We start from the raw sequence: 13,234 nt of genomic DNA, 5'->3' as shown, positions 1-13,234 counted from the left end.
TCGTGCACACCCGCCCGTCGACGGAAATGTGCCGTCAGGGGATGCGCCAGAACGTGTTTCCGAGCGTGTACATGTTGTAGATCCACACCACCTGGCCGATCAGACACGCCACCAGCACCCCGATCCGCCACCGCCGGGACGGGGGAACGGCGAGCGCACCGGCCAGCGGAGCGAGCGGGAACAGCAGACGGAACGTGCTCGACTGCGGGAAGAACACCGCGAGAAGGTACACGAGATAACTCGCCGACCACAGGCGCACTTCGACCCCGAGTCTGCGGACATGCGGCTCGAGCAGGAGAAGGGCGGCGACAGCGGCCACCAGCAGAACCAGGGCGGTGACGCCGAGCCAGGCGGGCAGTCCCCACCGCGGGAACCAGAACGTCGCTCCCTGCACCCACCCCTCGAACGGCAGGAATCCGCCCGCGTCGCCGACCCACTGCCGCCGCCAGGCCAGCTCTGTCTCCAGATAAGCCGACGCGTCCGTCGTGACCACCGCCGCGATCACCTGCCACGAGAACCCGACGATCGTCGCGAGGGCGCCCAGGGCCAGGATGTGCACGACATCCCGGCGGGTGACCGGCTCGACCGTGCGACGGGTGAGCCGCCACAGACCGTAGAGGGCGAGGAACAGCGCGAACGCGAGCACCCCGGGTCGTGTGAAACCCATGAGCGGGATGAGCAGGTACAGCCAGCCGTAGCGTCGCTTCTGCACGCAGCGGATCGCCAGCAGCAGGAAGAACAGGAACAGCGCCTCGGCGTAGCCCACCTGCAGCAGGGCGGCGAGCGGCCCGGCGGAGAAGAACACCACTCCCCACAGCGCGGCGCTCTCGCCGAGACGCTCGCGGAACATCCGATGCAGCACGAGCGCGCATCCGTAGCCGGCCGTGAGCGTGACCAGGAACGCCCCGACCCCCCAATGCCCGAAGGGCGCCGCGACCACCGCCGACAGTGCGGGATACAGCGGCATGAACGCCCACGCGTTCTCGGCGACGCGGCCGGCCTCGGTCAGCGGCAGCTCGGTGGGATACCCCTGAAAGGCGATGAGCCAGTACCACTGGGCGTCCCACGCCAGCACATAGGTGCCGATCGTCGCCCCCTGGCCGTGCCGGGCATCCGCCGGGGCCAGCGCGGAGGCGAGAACGAAGAACGCGCTCGTGACCACGCGCGCCGACAGGTACACCAACGCGACGCGCAGCGCCGGGCGCGTCCAGAGCGACGGGGCGGAAGCTTCCGCCCGCTCCGTCACGCGGTCAGCCACGCTCGCAGACCGCGCTCGACCTCGACGATCTGCGCCACGGGGACCCGCTCCTCGTCGTGATGTGCGAGGTGCGGGTCGCCGGGACCGTAGTTGACGGCGGGAACGCCCATGGCCGAGAACCGTGCCACGTCCGTCCACCCGTACTTCGGGCGCGGTTCGGCACCGACGGCCGTGAGGAACTCCTGCGCCAGCGGCGAATCGAGCCCGGGTCGCGCCCCTTCGGCGAGGTCGACGACCTCGACGTCGAAGCCCGCGAAGACCTCGCGCACATGGCGCTCCGCCTCGGCGCCGTCGCGACTGGGCGCGAACCGGTAGTTCACCTCGACCTCGCACGCGTCGGGGATGACGTTGCCGGCCACCCCTCCGCGCACGTGCACCGCGTTGAGCCCCTCGCGGTAGGCGAGGCCTTCGACGGTGACCTCCCGCGCGCGGTACTCCGCGAGGCGGGCGAGGATGGGAGCGGCCTTGTGGATCGCGTTCTCGCCGATCCACGAGCGCGCACTGTGGGCTCTGACCCCTTCGGTGCGCACGACGGCGCGCAGGTTGCCGTTGCAGCCGCCCTCCACCTCCCCGTTGGACGGTTCGCCGAGGATCGCGAAGTCGCCGGCGAACAGCTCGGGACTGTTCCGCGCGAGGCGGGTCAGACCGTTGCGTTCGGCCGCGACCTCCTCGTGGTCGTACCACATCCACGTCACATCGACGTTGGACGACGTGAGCTCCGCCGCCAGCTTCAGCTGCACGGCGACGCCGGCCTTCATGTCGACCGTCCCACGACCCCAGATGAACGGCTCGCCGTCGATCTCGATGTCGCGCGTGGGCACGTTCTGATTGATCGGAACGGTGTCGATGTGCCCGGCGATGACGACGCGGCGGTCACGACCGAGATGGGTGCGTGCGACGATCGTGTCGCCGTCGCGATGCAGGTCGAGGTGACCGTGCTCGGCGAGAGCGAGGTGAATGGCATCGGCCAGCACGGTCTCGTCGTCCGAGACGCTGGGCATGTCGCAGATCGCGCGCGTGAGGTCGACGGACGTTGCGGTGAGGTCGAGGTCCGGCATCCCCCGAGTCTAACGACCGCATCGCAGCCGGTAGCGTGGACGGCATGAGCGACGAACGATGGGTCTGGGGCACGGGCCTGGCGACGGTGACCGAGTCGGGGACGGTGCTGGACACCTGGTTCCCGTCCCCGGCTGCCGGCCGCATCCCCGGCGGATACGACCCCGCGAAGGCGACCGAGAACCTCGACCACCTGGCCGTGCCCGACGAGCGCCGCGCCGTCTCCGTCGAGCTGGTGACGCTGGAGATCGACCTGGATGCCGCGCCGACCGGCACATCCGACGCCTACCTGCGACTGCACGCGCTGTCCCACCGCCTCGTCGCCCCGAACGGTCTGAACCTCGACGGGATCTTCGGGCATCTGCCCAACGTCGCCTGGACCAACGCCGGGCCGATGCACCCCGACGATGCCACGCGGCTGCGCCCCTTCCTGGCGCGCGAGGGAATCCAGGTGCAGGGGCTGGACAAGTTCCCGCGCCTGCTCGACTACGTCACGCCCGAGGGCGTCCGCATCGCCGACGCGTCGCGTGTGCGACTCGGTGCCTACCTGTCGCCCGGGACGACCGTCATGCACGAGGGCTTCGTGAACTTCAACGCGGGCACGCTCGGCGCGTCGATGGTCGAGGGACGCATCTCGCAGGGTGTGGTCGTCGGCGACGGCAGCGACATCGGCGGCGGCGCGTCGATCATGGGAACCCTCTCCGGCGGCGGCACCCACAAGGTGTCGATCGGCGCGCGCACGCTGCTGGGCGCCAATGCCGGCATCGGCATCTCGCTGGGCGACGACTGCGTCGTCGAGGCGGGGCTCTACGTCACCGCCGGATCGAAGATCGTGCTCGCCGATCAGCCGCCGGTCGCCGACGGCGGCCGCCCGACCGTCAAGGGGGGCGACCTCTCCGGGCGCGACGGCGTGCTGCTGCGACGCAACTCCGTCACGGGAGCGATCGAGGCCCTCGCCCGAGCGGGCGTGGGCGTCACGCTCAACGAGGCCCTCCACGCCTGAACCGGACCGGCACGTGCGGCGGAACCCGGCGATGACCGGGGCGACGATCGCGGTCGCCACGGTCATCGCGGTCGCCCTCGCCGCCGATGTCTACCACTGGCTCTCCAGCCGGCGCGGACTTCCCCGCCGCCGCACGACGCCTCCCCGGGTCGAAGCCATCGTCGTGCTCGGGTACGGCAATCGCGGCGTGCGCGCGAACGCCGTCAACCGCTACCGCGTGCGAGCGGGCATCCGCTCCATCGATCCGCGGGTTCCGCGCACGGTGCTCGTGCTGAGCGGCGGGGCAGTGCACAGCTCCGTTCCGGAAGCACGCATCATGGCGCGCTATGCCCGCGAGCGCGGTTACCGCGGACCCATCGCCCTGGAGACCGGGAGCCGGTCGACCCGGGAGAACCTCCGCGAGATCATCCCCCTGATCGAAGACGCCGAATCGATAGCGATCGTGTCCAATTCCCCGCACGCCGAGATGGCACGAGCCGCCCTCGCCGAGCAGCGACCCGACCTCGCCTCACGCCTGCGGCGCGCCGCCGACCACCGTTTCGGCGAAGTGCTGCCGTTCAAGATCCTCGGCACCGTCGTCTCGATCCGGCATCGGCGGCGCCTTCCGCCACCGGAGGAGCAACCGGATGACGCGTAGCCTGAGAAGCATGATGCTGCCGTCCTCGCGCCGCGGGCCATGCGCCTGACCCGACGGCATCGGCGTGCGCTGTCATGGGTGCCGATCACCGTGGTCGCGATCATCTGCGTGGCCATCGCGTGGGGCGCCCTGTCGATCCAGAACTCGTGGTGGACCGATCCGGCCCAGACGCCGTCGACGGACCAGGTGACCGACGACGGCATGTCGACGTTCACCCGTGCCGGAGTGGACTACCTCACCCGACAGGGGGTCGTCCGCATCGATCTTCGCGAGACGGCGGAGCCGGCTGCATCCCTCGGGCTCCCCGCGTCCGGTTCGCAGCAGGTGGAGCCCCTGGTCCCGGTGCGAGCCATCCTGCTCGGCGACGACGGCGTCGCGAGCGTCGAGCTCGTCGAAGCGCTCACGCTGACGACCGACGCCGACTCGGTGACCACCGTCGAGCTGCGTCCCGTCGCGCCGACATCGTGGACGGCGGCGGTCGGGCAGCTCCGGGAGGACGCCGAGACCTGGGGATGGCGCGAAGAGGACTTCTCGCGTCTGGAGGAGGAGCTCACCGCCGCGTCGGGCGCGTCGGACGGTGAATACGCGGCCGCACTTCCGCCGGTCACGGCAAACGGCATGACGATCGGGGCGATGGTCACGATCCGGGGCGAAGACGCACCTGTGGGGCTCTCCTACACGTTCTCCCCCGCCGGCGGCTGAGCCGTCGTTCTCGGAGCCGATCGACCGCGCGGCCCCGCCCCGCTCAGGCGCCGGGGTACCGGCGTTCGGCCGACCCGACGTACAGCTGCTGCGGCCGGCCGATCTTGGTCTGCGGATCGGTCTGCATCTCGCGCCAGTGGGCGAGCCATCCCGGCAGACGGCCGATGGCGAACAGGGGGGTGAACATCCGCGTCGGGAAGCCCATCGCCTTGTAGATCACGCCGGTGTAGAAGTCGACGTTCGGGTACAGGCGGCGCTCCCGGAAGTAATCGTCGCTGAGGGCGATCTCCTCGAGCTCCTTGGCGAGATCGAGGAGCGGATCGCTGACACCGAGCGCTTCGAGCACCTCGTCGGCCGACTCCTTGACGAGCTTCGCGCGCGGATCGTAGTTCTTGTAGACGCGATGTCCGAAGCCCATGAGCTTCACGCCGTCTTCTTTGTTCTTGACGCGCTCGACGAATCGCTGCACGCTCTCACCCGAATCCCGGATCTGCGCGAGCATCGCCAGCACGGCCTCGTTGGCGCCGCCGTGGAGGGGTCCGTACAGGGCGTTGATGCCCGCCGAGATCGAGGAGAACTGATTCGCTCCGGTCGAGCCGACCAGCCGAACGGTCGACGTGGAGGCGTTCTGCTCGTGGTCCTCGTGAAGGATGAGGAGGCGCTCCAGGGCCCGAGACATGACGGGGTTGACCTCGTAGATCTCGCTGAGCACACCGAAGTTGAGCTTCAGGAAGTTGTCGACGAAGCTCAGCCCGTTGTCGGGATAGAGGAACGCCTGCCCGACGCTCTTCTTGTGCGCGTACGCCGCGATCACCGGGAGCTTGGCGAGCATGCGGATGGTGTTGAGCTCCACGTGCTCGGGATTGTGCGGGTCGGACTCGTTCTCGTAGTACGTCGAAAGAGCGGCGGTCGCCGCCGAGAGCACCGACATGGGGTGCGCGGTCGGCGGCAGCGACGAGAAGAAGCGCTTGAGGTCTTCGTGGAGAAGCGTGTGACGACGGATGCGTCCGTCGAAGGCCTCGAGCTCCGAGGCGCTCGGCAGCTCGCCGTACAGGAGCAGCCACGCCACCTCGAGGTAGCTGGAATGGGTGGCGAGCTGTTCGATGGGGTACCCGCGATAGCGCAGGATGCCTTGATCGCCGTCGATGTAGGTGATCGACGACTTGGTCGCGGCGGTGTTGACGAAGCCGTAGTCGAGCGCCGTGTAACCGGTCTTCTTCGTCAGCGCCGAGACATCGATGCTCGGCGCGCCCTCGGTGCCGTGCACCAGCGGATATTCGGTCGTGGTGCCACCGATGGTGATGGTGGCGTTGTCCTGCTGAATGCCCGCGTCGCTCACGGCGCCTCCTCGCGATTTCTGGTCGTCCCGGGGGTCGTCGACCCGTCCGGCACCGGGTGGTGCCCTCGGGTCGGCGCGGAAGGCGATGTTCGCGATGGCCGCGCGTTCTACAGCCTACCCATGGCGGGCGCCCACTGATGACACGACCAAAGATGGACCGCACCCGATGGTGGATCCCTCCTACGGCGCCCTCAGCGCACGGTAGCGCGCAGGCGCGTCGCCGCGGCGTCGATCCGCTCGTCGGCGGCGGTGAGCGAGAAGCGAACGTGCTGCGGATGGTGGGCACCGTAGAAGTGCCCAGGACCGGCGAGGATCCCGAGGTCGGCGAGCCGGCTGAGACTCTCCCACGCGTCACGTCCCTCGGTCGCCCACAGGTAGAGCCCCGCCTCGCTCGCGTCGACGCGGAAGCCCGCCTCGCGCACAGCGGGAAGAAGCACGTCTCGGCGACGGCGGTAGAGCTCGCGCTGCGCGTCGACGTGCGCGTCGTCGTCGAGCGCCGCGATCATCGCCGCCTGCACGGGCCCGGGCAGCATGAGCCCGAGGTGCTTGCGGGCGGTCAGCAGCGAGGCGATGAGCGCCGGGTCGCCGGCGACGAACGCGGCCCGATACCCCGCGAGGTTGGACTGCTTGCTCAGCGAATACACCGAGAGCACGCCGGCGAGATCACCACCGGTCACGCCGGGCTCGAGCGCCGACGGCACGCCGACGGCATCCCACGGCGCATCCCATCCGAGCAGCGCGTAGCACTCGTCCGATGCGACGACGGCACCGAGTTCCCGGGCCCGTTCGACCGCGGCGCGCAGGGCCGCGGCATCCCGCACCCGTCCGTCAGGGTTGCCGGGCGAGTTCAGCCACACCAGCCGGGTGCCGGCGGGCCACTCCGCGGGATCGTCGGCGGCGAGCGGCACCGCTCCGACCAGACGTGCGCCGACCTCGTACGTGGGGTACGCGGCGCGCGGATGCACGACGATGTCTCCGGAGCCGAGGCCGAGCAGCAACGGCAGCAGCGCCACGAGCTCTTTCGACCCGATGGTCGGGAGCACGTTCGCGGTGGTCAGCCCCGTCACGCCGCGCCGCCGCTCGTACCAGCGCACGATCGCCTCGCGCAGGGCCGGCGTGCCGACGGTCTGCGGGTAAGCGTGGGCGTCCGTCGCCGCCGCGATGGCGGCGGCGACCACCGCCGGAGTCGGGTCGACGGGCGAGCCGACCGACAGGTCGACGATCCCGTCGGGATGGGCGCGCGCCCGCTCCGCATACGGAGCGACCGCATCCCAGGGGTAGTCGGCGAGGTCTGCGACTCCCACGGATCAGTGCTCTTGCGGCGGGAGGGCGGCGATGACCGGGTGGTCCTTGGCGATCACGCCGACCTTCGCGGCACCACCGGGCGAGCCGATGTCGTCGAAGAATTCGACGTTGGCCTTGTAGTAGTCCTGCCATTCGTCGGGCAGGTCGTCCTCGTAGTAGATCGCCTCGACGGGGCACACCGGCTCGCAGGCTCCGCAGTCGACGCACTCATCGGGGTGGATGTAGAGAGATCTCTCGCCCTCGTAGATGCAGTCGACCGGACACTCGTCGATGCAGGCGCGGTCTTTGACATCCACGCACGGGAGGGCGATCACATACGTCACGGTCTCAGTCTACGCGTCACGCGTGGCGGCTTCGTCGACCGACGGCAGGCTCGGCCAGGCGACCGCGAGCGCCACGACCAGCGGCACCGCGAAGGTCCACACGAGGGAGATCTCCGTCTGCGGCACCACGACGGACCCGCCCGGCCCCTCACCCGAGAAGACGAGGGTCGAGACCATCATCCCCCCTCCCGTTGCCAGGGTCGACCAGCGATCGGCCGTGAGCAGCCGCACCGCCAGGAGGAGGGCCGCCGAGCCGATGATCGCGACGACGAGGCCGACGGGGATGCCCACGATCGCGTAGGAGTGGCCGATCGTGCCCGCGAGGCCGTAGAAGGCTCCGATGACGAAGGCGAGGGCCCACGTGGCCAGGCGCACCGGGAGGGACGAGTTCACCGTGACAGCCTAGTCCGAGGGCGTCACGCCGCCCAGCCGACCAGGCGCAGCAGGGCGGCCGTCGCCGCGGCAAGGGCGACGACGACGAGGAACGGTGCGCGCAGCAGCAGCAGCCCCGCCGCGACGAGCACCGCCGGCACCCGCGCATCGACGGTCACCGCCTGCCCGTCACCGAGCGTCTGCACGGCCACGAGCGCGGCAAGCAGCGCCACCGTGAGCAGATCGGCGATGCGGGCGGGACGCGGCGCCTCGAGCCAGCGTGGCGGGATGAGGTAGCCGACCGTCTTCAACGCCACGCAGATGATCGAGGCGATCAGCACCGCGGTCCAGAGGTTCACGGCAGCCCTTCCCGCTCGGGCGCGTCGGCGGGCTCGCGGGGCGGACGGTCCTCGCGGCCCAGCAGGTTGAACCACCCGACCACGACGGCCACCACGGCGGCGACAAGAACCGGGATGCCCGGCATCAGCACGGGGGTGAGGAGGGTTGCGACGACGGCTGCGGCGATCCCGACCGCGATCGGCTGCCGGTGCCGCAGGCGCGGCCAGAGCAGGGCGAGGAACGCCGCGGCCGCAGCTGCGTCCAGCCCGTACGCACGCGGATCGCCGAGCACGTCGCCGAGGAGAGCGCCCGCGAGAGTGGACAGGTTCCATCCGACGTAGATGCCGATCCCGGTGACCCAGAACCCGATCGTGCGCGCACGCGGCGTCTCGCGGGCAAGCGAGACGGCGGTGGACTCGTCGATCGTGAACGGGGCCGCGGCCAGCCGCGTGGCCAGGCGTCGTCCGATGATCGGGGACATCCGCATTCCGTAGGCGACGTTGCGCACCCCCAGCAGGGCCGCCGACGCGACCGCCGAGGGCGCGGCCGCCACGCCGCCCGCGGCGACGACGCCGACGAAGGCGAACTGCGATCCGCCGGTGAACATCAGCAGGCTGAGCACGCACGCCTGCCACACGTCCAGTCCCGACGCGACCGCCAGGGCACCGAACGACACGCCGTAGGCGCTCGTGGCGAGCGCAACGCCCACGGCCTCGCGCCACGCCGCGCGCGCGTCCGCTTCGTCGTTCACATCCGCCGCCTCATCCATCGACGTCACCACCGTTCAGCTCCGACACTCTCACGCGACGCCGCCGGGCACGGTGAACAACGCAGGAGTCCATGCGCGCGCATGGCGGCCGCGGCCCGGAAAACCGGGCGGCGTCCTCACCGCGCTCGAGAATCTCCGGCGTTGTTCACCGGCGCGCGATGTCGATGCGGAGATGGCGGCGCTGTGGCAGCGCGCTCACCGCTCGACGCGGCGGGTCAGGCGTTCGCGTCCTGGCGCTTGAGGCGGCTGGTCTGGCGGGCGCGCTCGGTCTGGTCGAGGATCACCTTGCGGATGCGCACGCGCTCGGGCGTGACCTCGACGCACTCGTCCTCACGGGCGAACTCCAGGCACTCCTCCAGCGAGAGCTGGCGCGGCGGGGTGAGCTTCTCGAGCTCGTCGGCGGTCGACGAGCGCATGTTGGTGAGCTTCTTCTCCTTGGTGATGTTCACATCCATGTCCTCGGAGCGGGTGTTCTCCCCCACGACCATGCCCTCGTACACCTCCTCGGTGGGCTGCACGAAGAACGACATGCGCTCCTGCAGGGCCATCATGGCGAACGGGGTGGCCACCCCTGCCCGGTCGGCGACGATGGAGCCGTTCTGTCGCGCGACGATCTGCCCCGCCCAGTCGTCATAGCCGTGCGAGATGGCGTTGGCGATGCCCGTGCCGCGGGTGACCGACAGGAATTCGGTGCGGAACCCGATGAGGCCGCGCGAGGGCACGACGAACTCCATCCGCACCCAACCGGTGCCGTGGTTGACCATCGTCTCCATGCGGCCCTTGCGACCGGCCATGAGCTGGGTGATGGCGCCGAGGTGCTCCTCGGGCGCGTCGATCGTCAGGTGCTCGTAAGGCTCCTGGACCTTGCCCTCCTCGCTCTTGCGCGTGACCACCTGGGGCTTGCCGACGGTGAGCTCGAAACCTTCGCGGCGCATGTTCTCCACGAGGATGGCCAGGGCGAGTTCCCCGCGCCCCTGCACCTCCCACGCGTCGGGCCGGCCGATGTCGACGACCTTGAGCGAGACGTTGCCGATCAGCTCGCGGTCCAGGCGGTCCTTCACCATGCGCGCGGTGAGCTTGTGTCCCTTGACCTTGCCGACCAGGGGCGAGGTGTTGGTGCCGATCGTCATCGAGATGGCGGGGTCGTCGACGGTGATCGCCTTGAGCGGGCGCACGTCGTCGGGGTCGGCGATCGTCTCGCCGATCGTGATGTCCTCGAACCCCGCGATCGCGACGATGTCGCCAGGGCCGGCCGACTCGGCAGGGTAGCGCTCGAGCGCACGGGTCTTCAGCAGCTCGGTGATGCGCGCGGTCGAGTGGGAGCCGTCGTGGCGCACCCACGCGACGGTCTGCCCCTTCTTCAGGGTGCCGTTGAACACGCGCAGCAGCGCGAGACGCCCGAGGAAGGGGCTCGAGTCGAGGTTCGTCACCCAGGCCTGCAGCGGAGCCTCGTCGTCGAAGCTCGGGGCCGGAACGTGCGCGAGGATCGCCTCGAAGAGCGGCTCGAGGTCGTCGTTGTCGGGCAGCTCGCCGTTCGCGGGTCGCGTGCGGGATGCCGCGCCGGCACGACCGGAGGCGTAGACCACGGGCACATCGAGCAGCGCGTCGACGTCGAGGTCGGGCACGTCGTCGGACATGTCGGACGCGAGGCCGAGCAGCAGGTCGTGCGCCTCCTCCTCGACCTCGGCGATCCGCGCGTCGGGACGGTCGGTCTTGTTCACCAGCAGGATGACCGGCAGCTTCGCCTCGAGCGCCTTGCGCAGCACGAAACGGGTCTGCGGAAGCGGCCCCTCCGAGGCATCCACGAGCAGGACGACGCCGTCGACCATCGACAGTCCGCGCTCGACCTCGCCGCCGAAGTCCGCGTGCCCGGGGGTGTCGATGACGTTGATGGTCACCGGCTCGTCGGTGTGGGCACCGTTGTAGGTGATCGCCGTGTTCTTGGCGAGGATCGTGATGCCCTTCTCACGCTCCAGGTCGTTGGAGTCCATCGCCCGCTCCTCGACGTGCGCGTGCTCCCCGAACGACCCGGTCTGGCGCAGCATCGCGTCCACGAGGGTCGTCTTACCGTGGTCGACGTGCGCGACGATCGCGACGTTGCGGAGGTCGGTGCGAAGGGCGTGCGCCATGAGGGGGTCCTTGCCGAGTGAGGGATGCGCCCGGAATCGAGCGCATCCCAGTCTACCGGCCTCCCGACCGACGGCCCGCGTCAGCCCCCGGTCACCCCCGACTGTCCGTGCCGGCGGCTGTCCGTCGCCTCGTTGAACTGCTGCGGCAGCGACGGGTCGGACGGCTGCGAAGGCACCCGCCCGGTCTCCGGAGCGCGCTCGCCGAGCAGGGCCGCACGTGCCGCGCGACGCTTGCGCTGCTCCTCGGGATCGGGCACCGGAACGGCGGCGATCAGGCGCCGGGTGTAGGGGTCGCGTGCGCCGCGGAGGATCTGGTCTCGCGTCCCGGTCTCGACGAGCTTGCCGTGGTTCATCACCGCGATGCGGTGCGCGAGGATGTCCACGACGGCGAGGTCGTGGCTGATGAACAGGCACGCGAACTTGAGCTCCTGCTGCAGCTCCTGGAGGAGGTCGAGGAAGCGCGCCTGCACCGAGACGTCGAGCGCCGAGGTGGGCTCGTCCGCGACGAGGAGTTCGGGAGCGAGAGCCAGTGCGCGGGCGATCCCGACGCGCTGACGCTGACCGCCGGACAGCTCGTGCGGGAAGCGGTTGCGATAGGACGCGGGCAACTCGACCTGGGAGAGCAGCGTCTCCACCCGACGGTCCAGCTCCTTGCCCTTGGCCTCCCCGGCCAGCAGGATCGGTTCGCCGATGGACTGCCCGATCGGCATGCGCGGGTTCAGCGACGACGCCGGGTCCTGGAAGACGATGCCGGTGCGACGACGGATGGCGAACAGCTCCTTCGCCGACGCGTCGGAGATGTCGGCGCCGACCGCGGTGAGCTTCCCCTCCGCGATCGGGAGCAGGCCGACCGCGGCCCGTCCGAGGGTCGTCTTGCCCGAGCCGGACTCGCCGACCAGACCCACGATCTCGCCGGGATAGACGTCCAGGTCGATGTGCTCGGCGGCGCGGAAGGCAGGGATGCGGCCGCGCTTGGGATACTCGATCGCGACGTCCTGGAAGGACAGCACCGGATCGAGACCCGCCTGCGAGGGCTCGACCTCGGTGGCACGCTCCCGGATGGCCGACACGACCGGCACGGCCGAGGTGTCGGTGCGCACCTCTTCTCCCTCGGAGGTGTCGGCATCCTCCAGCACGCCCAGGCCGAGGTGGGGCACGGAGGCCAGGAGCTGCCGCGTGTAGGGGTGCTTGGGGTCGTGGAAGATCTCGCCCACGGTTCCCGATTCGACGACGACGCCGTTCTTCATCACCATGATCCGGTCGGCGATGTCGGCGACCACACCCATGTCGTGGGTGATGAGGATGATCGCCGAGTCCAGCCGCTTGTGGAGGTTGCGCAGGAGGTCGAGGATCTCGGCCTGCACCGTGACGTCCAGGGCCGTCGTCGGCTCGTCCGCGATCAGCAGCAGCGGGTCGCACGAGATGGACTGCGCGATCATCGCGCGCTGGCGCTGCCCACCCGAGAGCTGGTGCGGATACTTGTTGAACGACTGCTCGGGGTTCGGCATCTCGACCATGCGCAGCAGCTCGATCGCGCGCTCCTTGGCCGCCGACGGAGCGATCGCGCGGTCGTGCGAGCGAAGCGCCTCACTGATCTGGAAGCCGATGGTGTACACCGGGTTCAGAGCGGTCATCGGCTCCTGGAAGATGACGGAGATCTCGTTGCCGCGGAGGGCGCGAAGCTCGCTCTCGTCGACGCCGCGCAGTTCCCTGCCCAGAAGCTTGATGGAGCCGGTGACGCGGGAGTTCTCCGGCAGCAGACCGAGCAGCGACATCGAGCTGGTGCTCTTGCCCGAACCCGACTCGCCGACGATCGCGAGCACCTCGCCGCGACGGACGACGTAGTTCATGTCGACGGCGGCCGGGTAGAACTCCCCCTCCACCCAGAACTCGACCCCGAGGTTGGACACCTCGAGAACGGTCTCGGGGAGACCCTGGTGCGCGTGCGCGGTGCTCGCGTGGATGCCCGAGGTGTCAGTCATTGCAGGATTCCGATCTGAGA

Annotated in this window: 13 protein-coding genes; 3 read left to right on the top strand and 10 right to left on the bottom strand. The window is 70.0% G+C overall.

What is annotated here, in order from left to right:
* Positions 1–34: 34 nt before the first annotated feature.
* Positions 35–1,246, bottom strand: coding sequence for a hypothetical protein (locus IM777_RS06335; protein ID WP_194384975.1), 1,212 nt, complete (start codon positions 1,244–1,246; stop codon positions 35–37).
* Positions 1,243–2,316 carry a succinyl-diaminopimelate desuccinylase gene (gene dapE / locus IM777_RS06330; protein ID WP_194384974.1) on the bottom strand — a complete coding sequence of 358 codons (1,074 nt, stop codon included), beginning with the start codon at positions 2,314–2,316 and terminating at the stop codon, positions 1,243–1,245. The genes IM777_RS06335 and dapE overlap by 4 nt, the downstream gene beginning before the upstream one ends.
* Before the next feature lie 44 nt (positions 2,317–2,360).
* On the opposite strand from dapE, the gene dapD reads away from it, so the two are divergent.
* The 3 genes from dapD (at position 2,361) to IM777_RS06315 (ending at position 4,656) form a co-directional block, all read left to right on the top strand.
* Positions 2,361–3,317: a 2,3,4,5-tetrahydropyridine-2,6-dicarboxylate N-succinyltransferase gene (gene dapD / locus IM777_RS06325; RefSeq protein WP_194384973.1), complete on the top strand. Its 957-nt coding sequence runs from the start codon at positions 2,361–2,363 to the stop codon at positions 3,315–3,317.
* A 31-nt stretch (positions 3,318–3,348) separates the two neighbouring features.
* Positions 3,349–3,954 carry a YdcF family protein gene (locus IM777_RS06320; RefSeq protein WP_071042926.1) on the top strand — a complete coding sequence of 202 codons (606 nt, stop codon included), beginning with the start codon at positions 3,349–3,351 and terminating at the stop codon, positions 3,952–3,954.
* Between the two features lie 78 nt (positions 3,955–4,032).
* Positions 4,033–4,656 carry a hypothetical protein gene (locus tag IM777_RS06315; RefSeq protein ID WP_194384972.1) on the top strand — a complete coding sequence of 208 codons (624 nt, stop codon included), beginning with the start codon at positions 4,033–4,035 and terminating at the stop codon, positions 4,654–4,656.
* Between the two features lie 43 nt (positions 4,657–4,699).
* Here the strand turns inward: IM777_RS06315 and IM777_RS06310 are convergent, their stop codons facing one another.
* From IM777_RS06310 to IM777_RS06275, 8 genes are all read right to left on the bottom strand, one after another.
* Positions 4,700–5,995, bottom strand: coding sequence for a citrate synthase (locus IM777_RS06310; RefSeq protein WP_075807067.1), 1,296 nt, complete (start codon positions 5,993–5,995; stop codon positions 4,700–4,702).
* Positions 5,996–6,186: 191 nt separating this feature from the next.
* Positions 6,187–7,299 (bottom strand): succinyldiaminopimelate transaminase, encoded by a 1,113-nt coding sequence (gene dapC / locus IM777_RS06305; RefSeq protein ID WP_071042924.1) that lies wholly within the window; start codon positions 7,297–7,299, stop codon positions 6,187–6,189.
* Between the two features lie 3 nt (positions 7,300–7,302).
* Positions 7,303–7,623: a ferredoxin gene (fdxA, locus tag IM777_RS06300; RefSeq protein WP_071042923.1), complete on the bottom strand. Its 321-nt coding sequence runs from the start codon at positions 7,621–7,623 to the stop codon at positions 7,303–7,305.
* Positions 7,624–7,632: 9 nt separating this feature from the next.
* The gene (locus IM777_RS06295; RefSeq protein ID WP_071042922.1) at positions 7,633–8,016 is read right to left on the bottom strand and encodes a histidinol dehydrogenase; all 384 of its coding nucleotides are present in this window, start codon (positions 8,014–8,016) and stop codon (positions 7,633–7,635) included.
* Positions 8,017–8,039: 23 nt separating this feature from the next.
* Positions 8,040–8,354, bottom strand: coding sequence for an AzlD domain-containing protein (locus IM777_RS06290; RefSeq protein WP_194384971.1), 315 nt, complete (start codon positions 8,352–8,354; stop codon positions 8,040–8,042).
* Positions 8,351–9,103, bottom strand: a complete 753-nt coding sequence (locus tag IM777_RS06285; protein ID WP_071043364.1) for an AzlC family ABC transporter permease — start codon at positions 9,101–9,103, stop codon at positions 8,351–8,353. Before IM777_RS06285 ends, IM777_RS06290 begins: the two co-directional genes overlap by 4 nt.
* A gap of 215 nt (positions 9,104–9,318) precedes the next feature.
* Positions 9,319–11,232, bottom strand: coding sequence for a translational GTPase TypA (typA, locus tag IM777_RS06280; RefSeq protein ID WP_071042920.1), 1,914 nt, complete (start codon positions 11,230–11,232; stop codon positions 9,319–9,321).
* Positions 11,233–11,312: 80 nt separating this feature from the next.
* Positions 11,313–13,214 carry a dipeptide ABC transporter ATP-binding protein gene (locus IM777_RS06275; RefSeq protein ID WP_194384970.1) on the bottom strand — a complete coding sequence of 634 codons (1,902 nt, stop codon included), beginning with the start codon at positions 13,212–13,214 and terminating at the stop codon, positions 11,313–11,315.
* Between the last annotated feature and the right edge of the window lie 20 nt (positions 13,215–13,234).

The organism is Microbacterium luteum (assembly GCF_015277875.1).
Taxonomy (GTDB): domain Bacteria; phylum Actinomycetota; class Actinomycetes; order Actinomycetales; family Microbacteriaceae; genus Microbacterium; species Microbacterium luteum.
Note: the sequence above shows the minus strand (reverse complement) of the source record. Positions and strands in the feature narration are given on the sequence as shown.

Excerpts from the sequence above, each read along its gene's own strand:
- typA (WP_071042920.1), bottom strand. The coding sequence starts at position 11,232 with ATGGCGCACGCCCTTCGCACCGACCTCCGCAACGTCGCGATCGTCGCG.
- dapE (WP_194384974.1), bottom strand. The coding sequence starts at position 2,316 with ATGCCGGACCTCGACCTCACCGCAACGTCCGTCGACCTCACGCGCGCG.
- dapD (WP_194384973.1), top strand. The coding sequence starts at position 2,361 with ATGAGCGACGAACGATGGGTCTGGGGCACGGGCCTGGCGACGGTGACC.
- IM777_RS06320 (WP_071042926.1), top strand. The coding sequence starts at position 3,349 with ATGACCGGGGCGACGATCGCGGTCGCCACGGTCATCGCGGTCGCCCTC.
- IM777_RS06275 (WP_194384970.1), bottom strand. The coding sequence starts at position 13,214 with ATGACTGACACCTCGGGCATCCACGCGAGCACCGCGCACGCGCACCAG.
- IM777_RS06285 (WP_071043364.1), bottom strand. The coding sequence starts at position 9,103 with ATGGATGAGGCGGCGGATGTGAACGACGAAGCGGACGCGCGCGCGGCG.